Raw genomic sequence first — 15790 nt, 5'->3', positions numbered from 1 at the left:
TTAGGTTTTGCTTGCTTAAACAAGAGCTTTGCCTAAAATAACTCGATATGAAGGTCATCTTACTAAACCTAAAGAAGGAATTAAATAAAGAAAAAACATTGGCTGTGATTAGCTGTTTGATTCTATCAATCGCTATATTTTTTATCCAACGTATAATGGACTTTCATAACGGGTTTTAGCATGTTAACCAGAGCCTCATTCTGTAATCACACCAATTTCTGCGAATGACGCTTGCATATCTTTGCCATCTACTTGTAAAGCCCTTAGTTTAATATACCTCGCTTTGGTTGTGGGGAAGGCTACCTTTTGTTGCAAGCGACTATTCACAATGTTAGCAAATTCACCTTTGGACACCGATTTCCAATTTCGTGCATTGGTACTAACAGAAAATTCGTATTTGGTGATGATGCCAAAGGGATAGCGCTCTTGAATGGGCCAATAGGTGAAACCCTTTAAATTGTAACGACTGCCCAAATCGATTACCACTTCTTGGGGGGTGCTACGATTTTTATTTGTCGACCAGAATGTATCTGGGTTTTCATCAATCATAAAGTCAGCAGTCTCAATTTCACCAGTACTTACCTCAATTACTTTCCAATCTCTTTTAGGAATGTCAATATCACGACTTACGGATTCAGTTTGCTTGCCGCTTAGGCTGTCAAAGCTTACCATCTTTAGCGTTGTCGGATCTTTTACCAAAAAGGGAGTTGTGTAGCGCTGGGAAGTAGGTGATGGTTGACTTCCATCGGTGGTATAGAAAATTTCAACAGTTTCATCAGGAACGGAGAGTGTCACCAACCCTTCCTTATTCCGTTTCATTTTTGGTTCTACTAAAAAATTAGGCGCTCGATAAAGTTCGATATTTGAAATCGCCAATGGGCCTTTTGACGCTAAAAAGTTGATGCGAATTTGGCTTGCGCTGATCGTTTCAAATCTTAAAATGCGTTTATAACCAATAGTGGTTTGCATATCCAATGCTGACCACCTCCCATTTATCTCCGCTTCGATGCTAAAGCTTTGAACCCGTTGCCCTAGTGGAATATATTCTTGCAGCACGATGCGATTGACTTCTGTTGGGGTATCGAATTCGAAAGTGAGGGTCGCAGTTGTTACGCCTTCCTTTGTTGCCCAATAGGTGTCATTGGCTCCATCATTTACTTTCGAAGCACTGTAAGTTCGACTTGGGTCGCGTTCGTCGGAGGCCGTCACCTTCAATCCCTTTCCCAATTCTGTTTCAAAATCAGCATCAATCTGTTTTTTTAAAGCCAGTAGTTGTTTCTTATCATTCTCATGTACTAAACCTCTTGTATCTACAGGAAGGTTCAATAGGAAATTGCCGTTTCTGCCTATTGATTCGTAATAGGTCTGCACCAGTCTCGGTAAAGTTTTTACCTGATGGTCTTCTCGTGGGTGATAATACCAACCCGGTCGAATGGAGGTATTCACTTCGGCGGGCAACCAATGGGTTCCATCTTCATGGCCCGAGCGTAGTTCCACATATCTTGGCCAACCCGGGTAAATTTCATCGCGTCGCATGACACTCCAGTTGGTTTCATTTGCCCAGCCTTCCTCCGTGCCCACCCATCGAATATCAGGGCCTCCATCACTAAAAATCACGGCCTTGGGTTGCAATTCGCGCACGATTTCAGTTGTTTTATCCCATTGGTAATAGGTTTTATTATCGATTTTTCGGGTTTCATTGGCACCTCCATAATAACCAGAACCGCCATTGGCTCCATCAAACCAAACTTCAAAGATTTCTCCGTAATTGCTTAGCAGCTCGCGAAGTTGTTCATGAAAATCTTCTACATATTTTGGCTTCCCATAGTCTTTATGATTTCTATCCCAGGGAGAAAGGTAAATTCCGAATTTGAGTCCGAACGCTTTGCAAGCCTCTGATAAATCTTTGAGCAAATCACCTTTACCATTTTTCCATGGGGAATTCTTAACCGAATGTTCGGTGGTTTTGGTCGGCCACAAACAGAATCCATCATGATGCTTTGCTGTAATGATAATGCCCTTCATTCCAGCCTCCTTAGCGACGCGAGCCCATTGACGGGCATCTAATTCGGTAGGATTAAATTGCGCTGGTTTTTCGCCACCTGTACCCCATTCCATATCGGTGAAGGTGTTCATATTAAAATGAATGAAGGCATAGTACTGCAATTCATGCCAAGCGAGATGTCTTTCTGTAGGAACCGGACCAATAGCATTTGGTGGTTCAGCTTGCTGACAAGAAACCATGACAATGAACAGAAAGAAATAAACGCTACTCTTTCTCATCTGTCAAGATTTCTATTGGATATGCTACAACTTCTCCTGTTGCCTTATCAATAGGCATTTGGGCATTTACACCCTTTAGATAATCAGACAAGGTAGTGGCCAATTCTTTTAACGTATCCGCATTTTCATCGGCTAGGTTTTTCGTTTCCCCAATATCCTCTTTTATATTGAAGAGTTCCATACTTCGGTCAGCATGGTAATAGATCAATTTCCAGTCACCTTTGCGCACCGTGCTTGCCGCCCCTATACCAGGCCCGGTAGGACCCCATTCGTTAGGGTAATGCCAAAATAAAGGTCGTACTCCATCGTAATTTCCTCCTTTTAAAATGGGCACAAAGCTTTCTCCATCTACCTTTTGAATCGTCTCTAAGCTATCAATACCTGCCATTTCAAGAATAGTGGGGTAGAAATCTTCGATAATTACTTGATGATTTGTTAGGGAAGCTTTCTCTACTACCTCTGGCCACTTGACCAACATTGGTTCACGAATACCTCCTTCACGCATCGATCCTTTTCCGCTAGACAATGGCGCATTGTGGGTATGGGGTTCTCCGGTCCGAGCATGAGCGCTCAATCCACCATTATCAGACATGAATAAAATTATCGTATTGTCTTCAATATTCTTCTGCTCTACATAGTTCATTATATCTCCTAGGCTCTTATCCATACCCGCTATCATTGATGCGTATTTAGCCTCAACAGAATCCATTCCTTTTTCCAAATACTTCTGATAGTAGCGTTTGTCATGCATTATTGGTGTATGAATAGCGTAATGCGACATGTATAAAAAGAAAGGTTGCTGACCTGTTACGGCTGAATCTAGGGCTATTAAGGCTTCCTTGGTGATGGCTTCGGTAAGAAAGATGTCTTTGCCATGGTACTTTTCTAATCCAGGAACGGCCCAAACTTCCTTGCCTTCCTTCCCATTTCCGAAGTTCTCTGTACCAAAATAGCTTTCGGGCGCTCCAGCTGCATGACCTGCAATATTGATATCAAAACCTAAATTTAATGGGTTTTCACCTGGCGTTCCTATGGCGCCAAGGTGCGCTTTTCCAGCATGAACGGTAAAATATCCTACATCGTGTAAAGCTTGAGGCAACGCCATGGCATGAACCGCTTTGGCATCTCCTCCAATCGGGCTCATTCCATTCACATTCCATTCTGGAAAAATTAAATATTGATGGTTCTTCTCCATCGGCTGAATAGCATCTTTTCGTAGCGTCCAATTCGTAACACGATGTCTGGCAGCATTCATACCTGTCATTAGACTTACCCTTGTCGGCGAACATACTGGCGTGGCATAGGCCTGGGTGAACTTCATACCTTCCTTAGCCAAACGCTCCATATTTGGAGTATGATACAGATCGTTAAAAGCCGTACGTTCATCCCAAAAAGGAACTGAAGTATCTTGCCATCCCATATCATCTACCAAAAACAATACAATATTTGGTGGTGGTTCCTCCAATTCTTCAGGTTGACATGACATAAAAATCAACACAAATCCGACTAACAATAGGCGCAGCTTCTCCATCTTATTTCTTCATAATTTCGTGCGACAAAATAGGTGCTATTTGATTCCATTCCTTTCCGGTCAAACCCAATGATGCATTGGTTTGTTTCGTTCCTTGTGTGCTTCTACCATCATTGATATATGCCTTCATGAGACTAGCCAATTCATTTGCTTTTTCCTGATGTGTATCAAAAAGGTTTTGCTCTTCTGAAGGGTCTGCGTTCAAATCATACAATTGGAATTTTGGCAGATTCTCCATGTCATCTTGGCCAGGTTTTGGATAGCTCCATCCGCCAGAACCCTTACAAAAGATAAGTTTGTAATTGTCTTTTCTAACAGCAAAACTGCCATTTATGGAATGATGTACTGTAGCTTCTCTAGTGTAAGCTGTTGGCGCCTGATCATCAAACAACGGCCTTAAAGAAAAACTATCCTCGCCTTCGTTGTCTGCCAAGTCGAGACCAACAATATCTGCACAGGTCGCCAATAAATCGGTATGGCAAATGGTTTGGTTGGAAACCGAATTCGCCTGTATTCTTCCTGGCCACTTCATTATAAAAGGCACCCGATGACCCCCTTCATAAATATCTGCCTTATGACCTCTAAATTTCCCGCTAGGATCATGACCGCTTTCCAGTAGCACTTCAAAATCAGCTTCAGGGGAACAACCATTATCACTGGTAAAAATAAGTAGGGTGTTTTCTGTAAGACCCTGCTCTTCTACTATTTGCATTAGCCGACCCACATAGTCATCGATCATAAGCACAAAATCGCCATAGGGGTTTAATCTACTTTTGCCAAGCCACTCTGCTGTTGGTAATATGGGGGTATGTGGTGAAGGCAACGCCAAGTATAAAAAGAAGGGTTCATCTTCCTTCGATCTCTCTTTGATATAGGCCATAGACTTCCTAAAAAAATTTGGAGTCACATCATCGTGTACAAAATCAGCCGCCGTTGGGCCCTTGCGCCACCAGGTATATTTTCCAGTATCTTCGGTAACATGATTCACGGCCGAGGTTACTTTTCCATTTTCCACATAGGCATACGGCGCCATGTCTAATGATCCCGAATGTCCGTAGGCATAATCAAATCCTAAATCATTTGGGGTGTGGGTAACAGTTTTGGTAAAATCAAGGTTATCGAAATCTTGAGAGTTCCAACCCTCGCCGCCAAAGTTTGTCGTGTCTTTTTGACCCCAATCCCAGCCCAAATGCCATTTACCAACAAAGGCCGTGTGGTAGTCGGCTTTTCGGAGCAAAGAGGCCACTGTTGTTCTACTTTTTGGAATAAGCGCTTTTGACTTTCCAGTGAGAACGCCCTGCTTTAAATTGCTTCGCCAGCTATAACGACCTGTAAGGATGCCATAACGCGTGGGAGTGCATACCGCAGACGGACTATGGGCATCTGTAAATTTCATTCCGCCTTTGGCTAATTTATCAATGTTGGGGGTATTTATTTTTCCATCAACATTAAACGAACTGATATCACCGTAGCCCAAATCATCAGCCAAAATGTAAATAATGTTCGGCAGTTTTTTTTCAACCCTTGGCGCTACCTCTTGATCTCCGCAAGAATTGAAAAGCAAACCAGATAATAGAAGGAAACTATAGTAAAATTTTGTTGTTCTCATAGATTTAATTCCAGTTGAGAAATCTAAAAATAAGCAATTTGAAACACTAGCTGGTAGCAGTTGAAAAAAGAAGTTATCTTTATCCTCCACAGCAACAAAGAACACCATTGTATACCATTGTTGATATAGAAACCACCGGAAACGGTATCAAAGGGAACAAGATAACAGAAATTGCCATTTTTAAATACGATGGCGATGAAATTGTTGAAGAATATACTTCTTTGGTCAATCCTGAATGTGATATACCCTACTTTATTACGGGTTTGACTGGTATTGATAATCAAATGGTACGAGATGCGCCCACCATTGATGAAATCGCCGACCAAATTCTAGAAATTACAAAAGACACCATTTTTGTAGCACACAGTGTTAATTTTGACTACAATGTCATTAAAAATGAATTTAAGAATTTGGGTAAGGAATTTATTCGGAAAAAACTTTGTACGGTTCGCTTATCGCGTAAATTAATTCCTGGATACAACTCGTATAGCTTAGGGAAGCTGTGTTCCGCTTTGAATATTCCCTTAACCGACAGACACCGTGCTCGAGGCGACGCACATGCAACTACACTTTTATTTCAGAAACTATTGCGAACAGATGGGTCTGAAGCTGTGTTTAAAAAATTCTTAAACTCTCGTTCGCAAGAGGCTACCCTACCCCCCGCCTTGTCACGCGAGGTCTATGAAAGTCTTCCGACAGCGCCAGGCATTTACTATTTTAAAAATGCAAAAGGTGCCATTATCTATGTTGGCAAAGCTATCAATATCAAAAAGCGGGTATTGAGTCATTTTTATGACAAATCGACCAAGGAAATACAAATGTGCCAAGAAACGGCAGATATCGACTTTGAACTTTCTGGAAGCGAACTGGTTGCCCTACTCATGGAATCAGATGCTATCAAGCATCATTACCCTCCTTTTAATAGGGCCCAAAAGCGAACTGTTCAGCAATATGCTATTTTCTCCTACGAGGACCGCAACGGCATACTGCATTTAGCGCATAACAAGTTGAAGGCGGCACCAAATCCTATAACCATTTATTATAGTACTACCGACTGTCGCACCGCACTTCAGGAAATATGCAAAACCTTCACTCTCTGCCCCAAATACTGTCATCTTCAGGAAGGCGTTGAACACTGTTCGCATTACGATATTCAAACCTGCGGGGGCATATGCAGAGGAAAAGAAGAAGTCGATAGCTACAATTCCAAGGTTGCGGACGCCATAGCGGACTTAAAGGGGCAACACCAAAATTTTGTTGTACAAGAAAGGGGTAGAACTATAGAGGAACAAGCCTTTATATGGATAGAAAATGGCAGATATGCCGGTTACGGCTTTGTGCAGAAAGAAGAAACCATACATTCTTATGAAGACCTAGATACGTTCCTAATTCGCAAAAAAAATACGCTTGAAACACAGCGTATAGTACAATCTTATTTGTTGAAAAATCCTAAAAAGGAAAAGTTTCTTTTAACAAATCCTATTCTTTGATATCAGCTAATCATTGAGTTTTTTATACATACGTATAATGAACACCAGCCAGATAGTAAAAGCAGCACCAACTAAAATGGAATATAGCAATATCAAATCCATAACGACATATACTTTAGGCAGTTCAAGAGACCTAGCAAGGTGGGGGAAGATAAATTGCCTTTTAAGTTCGCTCAATTTTTGACATTGCGCGTAAAGCAATTCTTATTAAAGATAGTTAAAATTAACGGGAAGGCTGGTGAAAATTTAAGTTTTCATTAACATTTACATATTTAATTCAAAAAGATGGGTAAAACTGCGGTATATACAAAGAAAAGACCCTTTATAGCACTAATTATAGGTCATAGTAGCATAGATTTATCTCTTCTTACCGCTATTCATAAGGTTCAATAATACAATGATCAACAGAACAACTACTGCGGCAAAGATGCCAATCATAATGATACCATTGCTCCAGTCTACTAAGGGAAGCATGTAATTACTCATAATTTAGATGTATTTAACAACGCTAAATTAAGTGGTCTGAACCCCTTAAAATATGACTTATATCATGAGGTTCTTTAGGAATTGGCACTAAAAAACGCTTCCTGTAATAGAGAAAGCGTTTCGAAATACTATGGCTGTATAATTGCTACAATGTAGAAGGGCAAACATAGTCGGTGACCTCGGCACCCGACTTTTTAAGTGCTCCAAAACCTCCGGCAATATCAATCAAATTGTGAATACCTCTACTCTTTAAGATAGAGGCCGCAATGACCGATCTATACCCTCCGGCACAATGCACATAGAAGGTTTCTTGTTTTGGAAATTCAGCCAAATGATCATTTAACATTCCTAAGGGAGTGTGATTCGCCTCTGCGATATGCTCTGATTGAAACTCCCCTTCCTTTCTCACATCAAAAACCGCAACGTTCTTTGCATTTATATCAGGCGTAACTTCTTCGGCTGATAGGGAAGTAATCGTATCGAATTCCTTTCCGGCAACAGTCCAAGCCTCAAAACCTCCATCTAAATAACCGATAGTTCCGTCAAATCCTACCCTTGATAAACGCGTAATCGTTTCTTCTTCCTTTCCCTCAGGAGTTACCAATAAAATAGGCTGTTTTACATCAGCGATTAACGCCCCAACCCAAGGCGCAAAATCTCCATTTAACCCAATAAAAATAGAACGCGGAATATGTCCTTTTACGAAGTCGTTCTGGTGACGCACATCCAATACCAAGGCAGCAGTTTCATTGGCTGCAACTTCAAATTCATTTGGTGACAAGGCTGTAGTACCTCTATCTAAAACATCCGCGATATCTTCATATCCTTCCTTATTCATCTTCACATTCAAAGGAAAATATTTGGGGGGAGGTAAAAGTCCGTCTGTAACCTCTTTAATAAACTCCTCTTTCGTCATATCGGCCCGCAGGGCATAGTTCACCTGTTTTTGATTCCCTAAGGTATCAACGGTCTCTTTCATCATGTTCTTACCGCAAGCCGAACCTGCACCATGGGCCGGATAAACTATAACATCATCCGCCAGGGGCATTAACTTAGTCCTTAAGCTATGATATAAAATACCGGCTAAATCCTCCTGAGTTGTATCCGCAGCCTTTTGGGCCAAATCGGGTCTGCCAACGTCTCCCAAAAACAGCGTATCTCCAGAGAAAATTGCGTGGTCTTTTCCATTCTTATCTTTCAACAGATATGTGGTACTTTCCATAGTATGACCGGGTGTATGCAAGACTTTGATGGTCAAATCACCCACTTTGAATTCTTGCCCGTCTTCAGCAATTATAGTTTCAAAGGAAGGATTCGCATTTGGCCCATAAACAATTGGCGCTCCACTTTGCTTTGAAAGTGTTACATGTCCGCTAACAAAATCGGCATGAAAATGAGTTTCAAAAATATATTTGATTTTGGCATTATCACGTTCAGCACGATCCAAATAAGGCTGTACTTCACGAAGTGGGTCTATGATAGCTACTTCGCCATTGCTTTCAACGTAATATGCGCCTTGAGCAAGGCATCCAGTATATATTTGTTCTACGTTCATAATTTAATCTTTAACGGTACAAAAATAAGACTTATAACCTTCATCTTAGGTAACTTTAGTTACCGACTGTACGATTTTGATTCGCCACCTTTTCCTGTAAAACAGAAAGACAGCCAGGATTTTCAAAGTAGGCAACCGCTTCGTTGGTCTTTACAAAAAGGTACTCCTTTCGCAATTCTTCAATAATACCACTACTAAAAATAATATCACGTGTTGGCCCAATGGCACCGGCAACATAAAACTGTAAATCTCGGCTGCGTAATTCCTTGATAACCTTAATAAGCATTTGCGCTGCACTGCTGTCTATGTAGTTAATCGCCTCTGCGTTTAAGATCACGCCTTTGAGTGCAGTTCCCTTTGCATCAATTTCCTTAAACAACTGTCGTTTAAAAAAACCTGCATTGCCAAAATATAGCTGAGCGTCAAAACGCACAATGAGCAAATCTTCACGCGGAATCACCTCCTTGCCAAAACGTTTTACATTTCTGTAATAGGTTGAACCCTTGATATTTTCCAATACTGCAAAATGAGGGTTTGACGTGCGGTACACCATTAGTAAGAGTGAAAATAAAACCCCAAGTAATATGCCTTGTGGAATGCCTATAAATAAGGTTACCAAAAAGGTAACTAGTAGCACAACAAATTCGTCTTTACGATTATTCCAAAGGTTTTTGGCATATGAAAAATCGATTAAGCCAAAAACCGAAACCATTATAATGCTTGCTAAAACGGCTTTGGGCAGATAGAAGAATAGTGGTGTTAGAAATAAAAGTGTAAGCACTACGAGAATAACGGCAAATACTGCGGCTAAATTTGTTTTTACTCCTGCTTCAAAATTGATTGCTGAGCGCGAGAAACTTGCTGTTGTGCCATACGATTGGAAAAAAGAACCCACAATATTCGCGCTTCCTAAAGCAACCAACTCTTGGTTGGCATCAACGGTTTCTATATCTTCTTTTTCTTCCAAAGCCTTACCTATAGATATGGCTTCTAAATACCCAACCAAGGCCAAAGTCAATGCAATTGGCCATATGCCCAATGCATTCTCCAAGCTAATATTCGGGACTTGAAAACTAGGCAATCCTGTAGGAATTGCGCCCACGATTTTAACGCCGTAGCTTTCCAGATTCAAAAAGTAAACCGCAAGAATTCCCAACACCACAACCAACAGTATAGCCGGTATCTTTTTACTCCACCTTTTCAGACCTATGATAATCAAAATACCCACCAAGCCAATGACAAAATCAATAAGGTTGGTTTCAGATACCTTTGCAACAGCATTTAAAATCAATTCATGAAATTTACTACTCCGCTCAATATTGGCTCCTAACAAATGCTTCAATTGGCTAAAAATAATGATTAAGGCTGCAGCAGAGGTAAAGCCGCTAATTACGGGTTTTGATAAAAAATTAACCAAGAAACCCATACGGCTAAGACCCAAAAACAATTGAATTACGCCAACCATAAAGGCCAAAAAAATAGCCATAGCGATATAGTTTTCAATTCCTGAAATTGCCATGGCGCCCAAGCCAGCCGCTACCAATAAGGAATCAATCGCTACCGGCCCTATACCGAGGTGCTTCGAAGTACCCAAAAGCATGTAAACCAATACCGGAAAAATTGCTGCATACAATCCGTATACAGGTGGAAGACCAGCAATCATTGCATAGGCCATACCTTGAGGAATCAAAATGATTCCCACAATAAGGCCGGCGACCAAATCTCTTATAAAGTAGGTTTTATTATACTTGGTTAGCCATTGAAGAAAGGGAAAAAAATTTTGCATTGCTCAAATTTACGTTTAAATGTGTAAATAACTAAGCTCAGTTGCCTAATTGGCGCAAGTTCAAAATTCAGGCTCAAGCCATTTATCGTATTTAAAGTTGATGCTCGCACTACATCGTATTTATTGAATGTTACCACCTACCGACAATCCACTAGGCACAGCTTTAGGAATGGTTTTGTCAAAACTATCATCATTCAAGGTGTTTAAAAATGAAATAATCAGTGACATTTCTTTTACACTCAAATTCAATTCGCGAACGAAAGGGTCATACCTATCCTTCGAAACCAGCTTGTTTCTTTCCTTTCCATTAGATATATCCTCATAGAATTCCAACACCTGTTTTAGGTTTTTAAGGCTACCGTTATGCATATATGGTGCGGTAAAACGAAGATTACGCAAAGTGGGAGTGCGAAAACCAAAACTATCTTTTACACCGGCATCAGCGACTGGAAGCTTTTTATTTTCTGGAACCCCTAAAACGTGCACTTTATAATCAGAAAACATAGGGCCGTTATGACAATTCACACAACCAACGGATTTAAATAGCTCGAACCCATCTTTTTCAGAAAGTAGAATGGCCGTGGCATCACCTCGCATATATTTATCAAAGCGTGAATTATTGGTCACCAGAGTTCGTTCAAACGCAGCAATCGCCTTTCCGAGGTTTTCAATAGTTATTGGATTATCGTTACCAAAAGCGTCAACAAACAATTCTTGATATTTAGGAATATCGTTTAGGCGCTGCACTACCACCTCCAATATTTCTGTCTCCGAAAAACCATGACCTCGCATTTCCTCAAATGCTTTAATGGGCTCCAAAGCTTGCATTTCTAGACTTTTCGCACGATCATCCCAAAACATGGGAGCATTTTCAGGACGGTATCTTTCGCGGGTGTCTATGCCGTTGAAAGCCGTATTGATAACGGTTTGTGCATTACGTTTTACAAAGGGAATATCATTTGGTGAATTAAACTTTCTTTTGCTACCAAAACCATGGGCGTTGGTTCCGATGGAAATGTCTAAAAACTCAGCGTATCCATTATTCGGATGATGACAGCTGGCACATGCCACATCTTTATTACCTGAAAGTATAGGGTCGAAAAACAAAAACCTGCCTAATCGTTCTTTCTCTGCGGAAGGCGGATTGTCTTTTGGGAATTTTACATTTTTGGGAAGGGCTGTAATTGTCGTGGAAACCTTTGAGACCCTGTTGGTGGTTTTAACATATTTATCCTCTCCGCAACCAGCTACGAAAACGAATAAAATTAAAACTGGTATATATTTTAGCAGAATGCGCATGCTTTGAACTGCACAAAAATAGTTAAACCCAATAGATCATTTTATGATTCTCGTCATAACACTCTTTTCGTATTATGAATAATGGCTTTATTTCAACTCAATCATTTAATTTCCCCAAAAACACATTTACTTTCGGGTTGATAGGATTACCTGCGGAACGACGCATAACCACAATTTGGCCGGCGTGCCAGAGGGCATCTTCAATAGGACCGTTGATACCGTTCCAAAAAGGGTAGTTTGCCGTACCGTTTTTAGTTTCAAAAATGATCTTATGTTCGTTTAAGTCAGTGGAATTTGAAAACAGTTCACTAGCCTCCTTTAGGTTCTCTAAAGTTTTCTTGCGTTGCGCAATAGGTTCCAATTTTTTGGGACTGGTGGTACGATCATTGGGTTGTTTCTTAGCAGCATTTAGAATGACTGCCGATAGTCCGTAGATATGTTCTAGAGTCTGTTTGATGTCTCTTCCTTCATTGCCCGGAGCATAGTGTAAATTATCCTCCGTTAATCCTTCAGACGCCCAATAATAACGAAAACCGAGTCCGTCAATAACCCGAGCTATTACAGTACCTGGGGTAAAGGTTTCGTGTGCTTCTGGGATTGTTGCATAGGGTAGAGAATCATTCATAGCGTTTTGCGATTGTAGGGTTAGCGATAGTAAAAGAGCTAGACTTGCAAAGAACATTTTCATCTGGTTGATTTTAGTTTTCAGCGTTAAATTACGAAGAAAGATTTTGGTTTGGGAGTTGTAATAGCAGTTCGGGTTATCACAGCGCAACACTTTTTCATATGCTGGAAAGCTGATACTTGCCACCTCGTTGCTTCTGAGTGTGGAACTAGCACCTTGATTTATAAATCGAACACTTTGATATGATTGCGGTGCATTTCTATTCTACCCTCTTTTTCTAGTTTTTTAAGTAGGCGTGAAATAACTACTCTTGAGGTGTGTAGGTCATAAGCAATGTCTTGATGTGTAGTATAAATGCTATCGTCATGCGTGACTTTGGCTTTATCTTGCAAGTGCTTTAAGAGGCGTTCATCCATTCGGAGGAATGCAAGGGTATCAACTGTTTCCAAAAGCTCCATCATTCGTGTATGGTAGCTATCTAAAATGAATTGCTGCCAGGTTGGATATTTGGCCATCCATACTTTCATCTTTGCAGCAGGAACCATTAAAAGTTCTGTATCACTTTCTGTTACCGCACGAATTTCACTTTTTGTCTTTCCCATTCCGCAGCTAAAGGTCATCGCACAGGTATCTCCTTTTTCCAAAAAATATAATAAGAGTTCATCGCCTTCATCATCTTCCCTTAAGATCTTAATGGCACCATTGAGCAGTAAAGGCATGTGCGTGATAGGTTCTCCAATATCCAAAATGGTCTGCCCTTGTGGAATACGCTTATACGTGCTGCTTGCTTCAATTTCGGCCAATAGCGCATCTTCAAAAAGATATCCATAATGTTGCTCTAGCAACGCTCTCATAATTAGCAATCTTTTTTTATTTCCGTGGTGACAGCAATTTTAATCATTAACGGAGATGTGAACTTTAAAAGTCTCGGAAGTATCTTGTAAATACTGAAACCCGTCGTGCAAGTTAGTTTGAGCTACCTCGTAAGGATAAAAAGTAATAGGCTCAATACAAATCATATTCGGAACTTCTGTCCATAACATAAAATTACCAAATCCTTCAGTACGAATTCGAAGTTCGTTTTTGTCCTTTAAAACAACTTCATCATAACCCTTGACTTTAAAGGCTTTACTACCTACAGCGAGCACCTGCCGAAGGGTAATGCCGTGTTCTTCAGCAATTACCACCGGGTTCTTGGTAACCAGGTTAAATGCCGGATGATACCCCAGCATGAAAGGAGTATCTATATCGCCAGAAACTACAAAGGAAATTTCGAGTCCATCGTCTTTGAGTTTGAACTTCTTTTCGAATTCGAAATCATAAGTCCAATATAAAAACTGTTTGTTCGATTTCTCGGGGAATTTAGAATTTTTAATAGGACTTCTGGAGGTGTAACTTTTCTTAAATACTGCTTCTACATCAGTTTGGGAAATCAATTCATAATCCATTTCTCGTAGCAATCCATGCTGATCTTGAACGGCAATATCTTTAGGAGTTTCTACTTGAAAACCAGCTTCGGCTGTAGGGCCTATGATCGGAAACATTTCGGTATCGGAGTTTCGCCATCCAGGGTTTCCTTTTTGGTGAATGTATTGGTGTCCGTTTACCTCGTAACCTATTAATTCGCCAGCATCAATCTGCAATACTTGAGCACCGAGTTTTAAAACCATAAAAAAAATTAAAGGCTACCAATGGCATCATCTAACCATATGGTACGGTTAGAAATCCATTGCTTTAGATATCCTATTTCATCATTATAACCGTTACCCACAAAATTGTTAGGCCAAACATAAGTTCCGAAAATGGGCCACGTATCAAAATTTGATTTTACGGCACCTACATCGTTCAAGGTCTTTACGTATGCATCGACCTTACTTAGTATTGTAGCATCTGAAAGTGTGCTCCCCCTTAAAGAGTTCCAACGTTCTTGTACAAGTGTTACAAAAGCCGGGTCTTCTAATAGTCTTTCCCACCAAAAAGGTACCGCCCAAAAATCACCCGGACATCTTTCATTGAACCTATAGGCCCATACGTTAGTTTCTCCACCACTACAGTAATCTGCATTTCCAAAGGCTAAATTAAAATCCCAAATAGGCCCCATCTTCAATTTTCCATTCTTATCCTTGTTTAAATAGGTACTAATGCGATATCCATCTACGTTATTTGATAATTCATTTAAAATGAAAAAATCGACGAAACTGTCTACATCAATGTGGGCGGCATATCCATTTACAGGATCTGTAAAATTATCAGATGCAAGAGCATTCTCAAAGTTCGCTACATAGGTTGAAATGTAGTCTCTTTGCGCTGTGGTAATTTCATCGGCGTCAGGATATTCATATAAAAACCTGATTTTTTGCTCCATTGTAGCATTATTAGGAGGGTAGGCAGACTCAAAAGAATTTTGCGGAGTATATCCGCCTTTATCATTTTTATCTATTTTAATAATATAGCCCCCGGTGAGATCTTCACCGACGTTCTCATCTGGTTTTAGTCTACTGATATTAATGCGTTGTTCATTGCGTTTTAACTTCTCCATAAAAACGTAAACCCCAACGTATAAGCTATTGATATTCAATTCAACCAACTTAGTTCGACTTGCATAACGGTTCATGTCTCTAGCCAAATCATAAATCAGCATATTACGAATAAGAGTTTTATCGCTATACGGGCCGTATAAAATCCAATCTTCCTCTGATGGCATTCCTAAGAGAGAAACGTTTATGTCCATCCCCTCGGCGTCCCAAGTTTCCACGCCGTATGATTTTTTTGGAAAGAATAGCGAAGACGAACCCCGTAATTCGATACCGATATCGCCAGTATGTACTACTTGCCCATCATCGGTAATTGTTAGAGTTGCGTCTATTTTAGGTTCATCAGGTATTTGAATGTTGCTTGTATTCACTGAAAAACGCGTAAGCGCAGGTTCTGAACCGGTAACAGGAGGTTCAGGTTGACCTTCTTCTGGAATGTCGGTAGGATTATTGTCACTACTGCATGAGGCGACAATAACCAAAAAAACCAATACAAACAAATAGCTGCGAGACGACAATCGTCGCAGGTTTCTCTTTTTCAACATGGAACAATTTTTCTCTAAGATAACGAAACTAATTTCAAATTTATTTC

12 protein-coding genes are annotated in these 15790 nt (G+C 40.4%); 1 reads left to right on the top strand and 11 read right to left on the bottom strand.

Translation table 11 applies throughout. The features are described 5' to 3' along the window. Positions 1-195: 195 nt before the first annotated feature. From ABJN95_RS18245 to ABJN95_RS18235, 3 genes are read right to left on the bottom strand one after another with little or no spacing between them, the layout of a single operon-like run. The gene (locus ABJN95_RS18245; RefSeq protein WP_348372546.1) at positions 196-2283 is read right to left on the bottom strand and encodes an alpha-L-fucosidase; all 2088 of its coding nucleotides are present in this window, start codon (positions 2281-2283) and stop codon (positions 196-198) included. Next, entirely contained in the window at positions 2270-3814 is a 1545-nt protein-coding gene (locus ABJN95_RS18240; RefSeq protein ID WP_348372544.1) for a sulfatase, read from the bottom strand. Before ABJN95_RS18240 ends, ABJN95_RS18245 begins: the two co-directional genes overlap by 14 nt. A gap of 1 nt (position 3815) precedes the next feature. After that, positions 3816-5423: an arylsulfatase gene (locus tag ABJN95_RS18235; RefSeq protein WP_348372543.1), complete on the bottom strand. Its 1608-nt coding sequence runs from the start codon at positions 5421-5423 to the stop codon at positions 3816-3818. A gap of 107 nt (positions 5424-5530) precedes the next feature. Between ABJN95_RS18235 and ABJN95_RS18230 the strand changes: the two genes are divergently transcribed. After that, complete coding sequence (locus tag ABJN95_RS18230) at positions 5531-6913, top strand: exonuclease domain-containing protein (RefSeq protein WP_348372541.1); 1383 nt, start codon at positions 5531-5533, stop codon at positions 6911-6913. Between the two features lie 357 nt (positions 6914-7270). Here the strand turns inward: ABJN95_RS18230 and ABJN95_RS18225 are convergent, their stop codons facing one another. The 8 genes from ABJN95_RS18225 to ABJN95_RS18190 all read right to left on the bottom strand — a co-directional run bounded on the left by ABJN95_RS18225 (position 7271) and on the right by ABJN95_RS18190 (position 15743). Then, positions 7271-7399, bottom strand: a complete 129-nt coding sequence (locus ABJN95_RS18225) for a hypothetical protein (RefSeq protein WP_348372540.1) — start codon at positions 7397-7399, stop codon at positions 7271-7273. Positions 7400-7544: 145 nt separating this feature from the next. Next, positions 7545-8954, bottom strand: a complete 1410-nt coding sequence (locus ABJN95_RS18220; protein WP_348372538.1) for an MBL fold metallo-hydrolase — start codon at positions 8952-8954, stop codon at positions 7545-7547. A 55-nt stretch (positions 8955-9009) separates the two neighbouring features. After that, entirely contained in the window at positions 9010-10740 is a 1731-nt protein-coding gene (gene sulP, locus ABJN95_RS18215) for a sulfate permease (RefSeq protein ID WP_348372536.1), read from the bottom strand. Between the two features lie 120 nt (positions 10741-10860). After that, complete coding sequence (locus ABJN95_RS18210) at positions 10861-12039, bottom strand: cytochrome-c peroxidase (RefSeq protein ID WP_348372535.1); 1179 nt, start codon at positions 12037-12039, stop codon at positions 10861-10863. A gap of 97 nt (positions 12040-12136) precedes the next feature. Further along, positions 12137-12727 carry a DinB family protein gene (locus ABJN95_RS18205; RefSeq protein WP_348372533.1) on the bottom strand — a complete coding sequence of 197 codons (591 nt, stop codon included), beginning with the start codon at positions 12725-12727 and terminating at the stop codon, positions 12137-12139. Positions 12728-12885: 158 nt separating this feature from the next. Next, positions 12886-13518: a Crp/Fnr family transcriptional regulator gene (locus tag ABJN95_RS18200; protein WP_348372532.1), complete on the bottom strand. Its 633-nt coding sequence runs from the start codon at positions 13516-13518 to the stop codon at positions 12886-12888. Positions 13519-13557: 39 nt separating this feature from the next. Then, positions 13558-14334 (bottom strand): aldose 1-epimerase, encoded by a 777-nt coding sequence (locus tag ABJN95_RS18195; protein WP_348372530.1) that lies wholly within the window; start codon positions 14332-14334, stop codon positions 13558-13560. An 8-nt stretch (positions 14335-14342) separates the two neighbouring features. After that, positions 14343-15743 (bottom strand): CotH kinase family protein, encoded by a 1401-nt coding sequence (locus ABJN95_RS18190; RefSeq protein ID WP_348372528.1) that lies wholly within the window; start codon positions 15741-15743, stop codon positions 14343-14345. Positions 15744-15790: the final 47 nt, after the last annotated feature.

The organism is Maribacter sp. (assembly GCF_039974175.1).
Taxonomy (GTDB): domain Bacteria; phylum Bacteroidota; class Bacteroidia; order Flavobacteriales; family Flavobacteriaceae; genus Maribacter_C.
This window is presented reverse-complemented; position numbering and strand designations above follow the sequence as displayed.

Bases quoted from the DNA above. Each gene is read 5' to 3' on its own strand.
- ABJN95_RS18195 (WP_348372530.1), bottom strand. From the start codon at position 14,334: ATGGTTTTAAAACTCGGTGCTCAAGTATTGCAGATTGATGCTGGCGAA.
- ABJN95_RS18225 (WP_348372540.1), bottom strand. From the start codon at position 7,399: ATGAGTAATTACATGCTTCCCTTAGTAGACTGGAGCAATGGTATCATT.
- ABJN95_RS18205 (WP_348372533.1), bottom strand. From the start codon at position 12,727: ATGAAAATGTTCTTTGCAAGTCTAGCTCTTTTACTATCGCTAACCCTA.
- sulP (WP_348372536.1), bottom strand. From the start codon at position 10,740: ATGCAAAATTTTTTTCCCTTTCTTCAATGGCTAACCAAGTATAATAAA.
- ABJN95_RS18245 (WP_348372546.1), bottom strand. From the start codon at position 2,283: ATGAGAAAGAGTAGCGTTTATTTCTTTCTGTTCATTGTCATGGTTTCT.
- ABJN95_RS18240 (WP_348372544.1), bottom strand. From the start codon at position 3,814: ATGGAGAAGCTGCGCCTATTGTTAGTCGGATTTGTGTTGATTTTTATG.
- ABJN95_RS18220 (WP_348372538.1), bottom strand. From the start codon at position 8,954: ATGAACGTAGAACAAATATATACTGGATGCCTTGCTCAAGGCGCATAT.
- ABJN95_RS18210 (WP_348372535.1), bottom strand. From the start codon at position 12,039: ATGCGCATTCTGCTAAAATATATACCAGTTTTAATTTTATTCGTTTTC.
- ABJN95_RS18235 (WP_348372543.1), bottom strand. From the start codon at position 5,423: ATGAGAACAACAAAATTTTACTATAGTTTCCTTCTATTATCTGGTTTG.
- ABJN95_RS18200 (WP_348372532.1), bottom strand. From the start codon at position 13,518: ATGAGAGCGTTGCTAGAGCAACATTATGGATATCTTTTTGAAGATGCG.
- ABJN95_RS18190 (WP_348372528.1), bottom strand. From the start codon at position 15,743: ATGTTGAAAAAGAGAAACCTGCGACGATTGTCGTCTCGCAGCTATTTG.